The organism is Pseudomonas sp. NY15354, from assembly GCF_048068075.1.
In the GTDB taxonomy this organism is placed as follows: domain Bacteria; phylum Pseudomonadota; class Gammaproteobacteria; order Pseudomonadales; family Pseudomonadaceae; genus Aquipseudomonas; species Aquipseudomonas guariconensis_C.
The window spans coordinates 1-5,463 of the sequence record NZ_JBLUPV010000057.1 but is presented as its reverse complement, the minus strand read 5'-3'; the positions used below and the strand labels follow the sequence as shown (position 1 = coordinate 5,463).

General features: G+C 51.9%; 2 tRNA genes and 3 rRNA genes. All 5 read left to right on the top strand.

Going from position 1 to position 5,463, the window contains the following annotated elements:
• The first annotated feature begins 270 nt into the window (after window positions 1-270).
• The 5 genes from ACNFCH_RS25705 (at window position 271) to rrf (ending at window position 5,437) form a co-directional block, all read left to right on the top strand.
• Window positions 271-1,807: ribosomal RNA gene (locus tag ACNFCH_RS25705) — 16S ribosomal RNA — on the top strand.
• A gap of 85 nt (window positions 1,808-1,892) precedes the next feature.
• Window positions 1,893-1,969, top strand: a tRNA-Ile gene (locus ACNFCH_RS25700).
• A gap of 22 nt (window positions 1,970-1,991) precedes the next feature.
• A tRNA-Ala gene (locus tag ACNFCH_RS25695) sits at window positions 1,992-2,067 on the top strand.
• A gap of 234 nt (window positions 2,068-2,301) precedes the next feature.
• Window positions 2,302-5,192, top strand: a 23S ribosomal RNA gene (locus ACNFCH_RS25690).
• A gap of 129 nt (window positions 5,193-5,321) precedes the next feature.
• Window positions 5,322-5,437: ribosomal RNA gene (gene rrf / locus ACNFCH_RS25685) — 5S ribosomal RNA — on the top strand.
• Together the 16S, 23S and 5S rRNA genes with 2 tRNA genes alongside form the textbook arrangement of a ribosomal RNA operon.
• Window positions 5,438-5,463: the final 26 nt, after the last annotated feature.

Sequence of the window (5,463 nt, the reverse complement as noted above, 5' to 3'; positions counted from 1 at the left end):
GGTTGAAGTTGAACGGGTTTCTCGGAAAAAACTTCAAAATAAACGCTTGACAGACTTAGAGGAAAGCGTAGAATGCGCGGCCTCGGTTGAGCAAAGCGCTTAACCAAATCGCTCTTTAACAATCGAATCAAGCAATTCGTGTGGGTGCTTGTGAGTACGGACTGATCGTCGCCAAGATTATCAGCATCACAAGTGGCCATGCGAGAAATCACATAGTCATTTGAGATTGCTGAGCCAAGTTTAGGGTTTCTTAAAAACCCAAGCAGTATTGAACTGAAGAGTTTGATCATGGCTCAGATTGAACGCTGGCGGCAGGCCTAACACATGCAAGTCGAGCGGATGACGGGAGCTTGCTCCTTGATTCAGCGGCGGACGGGTGAGTAATGCCTAGGAATCTGCCTGGTAGTGGGGGACAACGTTCCGAAAGGGGCGCTAATACCGCATACGTCCTACGGGAGAAAGTGGGGGATCTTCGGACCTCACGCTATCAGATGAGCCTAGGTCGGATTAGCTAGTTGGTGAGGTAAAGGCTCACCAAGGCGACGATCCGTAACTGGTCTGAGAGGATGATCAGTCACACTGGAACTGAGACACGGTCCAGACTCCTACGGGAGGCAGCAGTGGGGAATATTGGACAATGGGCGAAAGCCTGATCCAGCCATGCCGCGTGTGTGAAGAAGGTCTTCGGATTGTAAAGCACTTTAAGTTGGGAGGAAGGGCAGTAAGTTAATACCTTGCTGTTTTGACGTTACCGACAGAATAAGCACCGGCTAACTCTGTGCCAGCAGCCGCGGTAATACAGAGGGTGCAAGCGTTAATCGGAATTACTGGGCGTAAAGCGCGCGTAGGTGGTTCGTTAAGTTGGATGTGAAAGCCCCGGGCTCAACCTGGGAACTGCATCCAAAACTGGCGAGCTAGAGTATGGTAGAGGGTGGTGGAATTTCCTGTGTAGCGGTGAAATGCGTAGATATAGGAAGGAACACCAGTGGCGAAGGCGACCACCTGGACTGATACTGACACTGAGGTGCGAAAGCGTGGGGAGCAAACAGGATTAGATACCCTGGTAGTCCACGCCGTAAACGATGTCAACTAGCCGTTGGAATCCTTGAGATTTTAGTGGCGCAGCTAACGCATTAAGTTGACCGCCTGGGGAGTACGGCCGCAAGGTTAAAACTCAAATGAATTGACGGGGGCCCGCACAAGCGGTGGAGCATGTGGTTTAATTCGAAGCAACGCGAAGAACCTTACCAGGCCTTGACATGCAGAGAACTTTCCAGAGATGGATTGGTGCCTTCGGGAACTCTGACACAGGTGCTGCATGGCTGTCGTCAGCTCGTGTCGTGAGATGTTGGGTTAAGTCCCGTAACGAGCGCAACCCTTGTCCTTAGTTACCAGCACGTCATGGTGGGCACTCTAAGGAGACTGCCGGTGACAAACCGGAGGAAGGTGGGGATGACGTCAAGTCATCATGGCCCTTACGGCCTGGGCTACACACGTGCTACAATGGTCGGTACAGAGGGTTGCCAAGCCGCGAGGTGGAGCTAATCTCACAAAACCGATCGTAGTCCGGATCGCAGTCTGCAACTCGACTGCGTGAAGTCGGAATCGCTAGTAATCGCGAATCAGAATGTCGCGGTGAATACGTTCCCGGGCCTTGTACACACCGCCCGTCACACCATGGGAGTGGGTTGCACCAGAAGTAGCTAGTCTAACCTTCGGGAGGACGGTTACCACGGTGTGATTCATGACTGGGGTGAAGTCGTAACAAGGTAGCCGTAGGGGAACCTGCGGCTGGATCACCTCCTTAATCGAAGACATCAGCCTGCTGATGAGCTCCCACACGAATTGCTTGATTCCTTGAAGAAGACGATGCTGTAACGCGACCCTGTTATAGGTCTGTAGCTCAGTTGGTTAGAGCGCACCCCTGATAAGGGTGAGGTCGGCAGTTCAAATCTGCCCAGACCTACCATTAGCTTGGTGCAGATGACTACGGGGCCATAGCTCAGCTGGGAGAGCGCCTGCCTTGCACGCAGGAGGTCAGCGGTTCGATCCCGCTTGGCTCCACCACTTGCCGTTACCTGCAGAACTTAGAAATGAACATTCCGCAGTGAATGTTGATTTCTGACTTTTGTCAGATCGTTCTTTAAAAATTCGGATATGTGATAGATAGACTGATGACCACTTTCACTGGTGGGCCATCAGGCTAAGGTAAAATTTGTGAGTTCTGCTCGTAACTGAGCAACATGCGAATTTTCGGCGAATGTCGTCTTCACAGTATAACCAGATTGCTTGGGGTTATATGGTCAAGTGAAGAAGCGCATACGGTGGATGCCTTGGCAGTCAGAGGCGATGAAAGACGTGGTAGCCTGCGATAAGCTTTGGGGAGTCGGCAAACAGACTGTGATCCAGAGATCTCTGAATGGGGGAACCCACCTAGGATAACCTAGGTATCTTGCACTGAATACATAGGTGCAAGAGGCGAACCAGGGGAACTGAAACATCTAAGTACCCTGAGGAAAAGAAATCAACCGAGATTCCCTTAGTAGTGGCGAGCGAACGGGGACCAGCCCTTAAGTTGGTTTGAGATTAGTGGAACGCTCTGGAAAGTGCGGCCATAGTGGGTGATAGCCCCGTACACGAAAATCTCTTATCAATGAAATCGAGTAGGACGGAGCACGAGAAACTTTGTCTGAACATGGGGGGACCATCCTCCAAGGCTAAATACTACTGACTGACCGATAGTGAACCAGTACCGTGAGGGAAAGGCGAAAAGAACCCCGGAGAGGGGAGTGAAATAGAACCTGAAACCGTATGCGTACAAGCAGTGGGAGCCTACTTTGTTAGGTGACTGCGTACCTTTTGTATAATGGGTCAGCGACTTATATTCAGTGGCGAGCTTAACCGAATAGGGGAGGCGTAGCGAAAGCGAGTCTTAATAGGGCGTTTAGTCGCTGGGTATAGACCCGAAACCGGGCGATCTATCCATGGGCAGGTTGAAGGTTAGGTAACACTGACTGGAGGACCGAACCGACTACCGTTGAAAAGTTAGCGGATGACCTGTGGATCGGAGTGAAAGGCTAATCAAGCTCGGAGATAGCTGGTTCTCCTCGAAAGCTATTTAGGTAGCGCCTCATGTATCACTCCAGGGGGTAGAGCACTGTTTCGGCTAGGGGGTCATCCCGACTTACCAAACCGATGCAAACTCCGAATACCTGGAAGTGCCGAGCATGGGAGACACACGGCGGGTGCTAACGTCCGTCGTGAAAAGGGAAACAACCCAGACCGTCAGCTAAGGTCCCAAAGTCATGGTTAAGTGGGAAACGATGTGGGAAGGCTTAGACAGCTAGGAGGTTGGCTTAGAAGCAGCCATCCTTTAAAGAAAGCGTAATAGCTCACTAGTCGAGTCGGCCTGCGCGGAAGATGTAACGGGGCTCAAACCATGCACCGAAGCTACGGGTATCACTTAGGTGATGCGGTAGAGGAGCGTTCTGTAAGCCTGTGAAGGTGAGTTGAGAAGCTTGCTGGAGGTATCAGAAGTGCGAATGCTGACATGAGTAACGACAATGCGAGTGAAAAACTCGCACGCCGAAAGACCAAGGTTTCCTGCGCAACGTTAATCGACGCAGGGTTAGTCGGTCCCTAAGGCGAGGCTGAAAAGCGTAGTCGATGGAAAACAGGTTAATATTCCTGTACTTCCAGTTATTGCGATGGAGGGACGGAGAAGGCTAGGCCAGCTTGGCGTTGGTTGTCCAAGTTTAAGGTGGTAGGCTGAAATCTTAGGCAAATCCGGGATTTCAAGGCCGAGAGCTGATGACGAGTTGCCCTTAGGCGACGAAGTGGTTGATGCCATGCTTCCAAGAAAAGCTCCTAAGCTTCAGATAACTGGGAACCGTACCCCAAACCGACACAGGTGGTCGGGTAGAGAATACCAAGGCGCTTGAGAGAACTCGGGTGAAGGAACTAGGCAAAATGGCACCGTAACTTCGGGAGAAGGTGCGCCGGCGAGGGTGAAGGACTTGCTCCGTAAGCCCATGCCGGTCGAAGATACCAGGCCGCTGCGACTGTTTATTAAAAACACAGCACTCTGCAAACACGAAAGTGGACGTATAGGGTGTGACGCCTGCCCGGTGCCGGAAGGTTAATTGATGGGGTTAGCGCAAGCGAAGCTCTTGATCGAAGCCCCGGTAAACGGCGGCCGTAACTATAACGGTCCTAAGGTAGCGAAATTCCTTGTCGGGTAAGTTCCGACCTGCACGAATGGCGTAACGATGGCGGCGCTGTCTCCACCCGAGACTCAGTGAAATTGAAATCGCTGTGAAGATGCAGTGTATCCGCGGCTAGACGGAAAGACCCCGTGAACCTTTACTATAGCTTTGCACTGGACTTTGAGCTTGCTTGTGTAGGATAGGTGGGAGGCTTTGAAGTGGGGACGCCAGTTCTCATGGAGCCATCCTTGAAATACCACCCTGGCAACCTTGAGGTTCTAACTCAGGTCCGTGATCCGGATCGAGGACAGTGTATGGTGGGTAGTTTGACTGGGGCGGTCTCCTCCCAAAGAGTAACGGAGGAGTACGAAGGTGCGCTCAGACCGGTCGGAAATCGGTCGTAGAGTATAAAGGCAAAAGCGCGCTTGACTGCGAGACCCACACGTCGAGCAGGTACGAAAGTAGGTCTTAGTGATCCGGTGGTTCTGTATGGAAGGGCCATCGCTCAACGGATAAAAGGTACTCCGGGGATAACAGGCTGATACCGCCCAAGAGTTCATATCGACGGCGGTGTTTGGCACCTCGATGTCGGCTCATCACATCCTGGGGCTGAAGCCGGTCCCAAGGGTATGGCTGTTCGCCATTTAAAGTGGTACGCGAGCTGGGTTTAGAACGTCGTGAGACAGTTCGGTCCCTATCTGCCGTGGACGTTTGAGATTTGAGAGGGGCTGCTCCTAGTACGAGAGGACCGGAGTGGACGAACCTCTGGTGTTCCGGTTGTCACGCCAGTGGCATTGCCGGGTAGCTATGTTCGGAAGAGATAACCGCTGAAAGCATCTAAGCGGGAAACTTGCCTCAAGATGAGATCTCACTGGGATCTTGAATCCCCTGAAGGGCCGTCGAAGACTACGACGTTGATAGGTCGGGTGTGTAAGCGCTGTGAGGCGTTGAGCTAACCGATACTAATTGCCCGTGAGGCTTGACCATATAACACCCAAGCAATTTGCTTCTGCAGATTGCGGTGGTGAAGACGAAAGAACCGAAAGTTCGCAACCACAAAAGATCACATATCCGAATTGGCTGGAGTGTTCACAAGACATTTCGGCAACCGAATTTCTTGACGACCATAGAGCATTGGAACCACCTGATCCCATCCCGAACTCAGCAGTGAAACGATGCATCGCCGATGGTAGTGTGGGGCTTCCCCATGTGAGAGTAGGTCATCGTCAAGATTCATTTCGCAAAACCCCTATCTGCG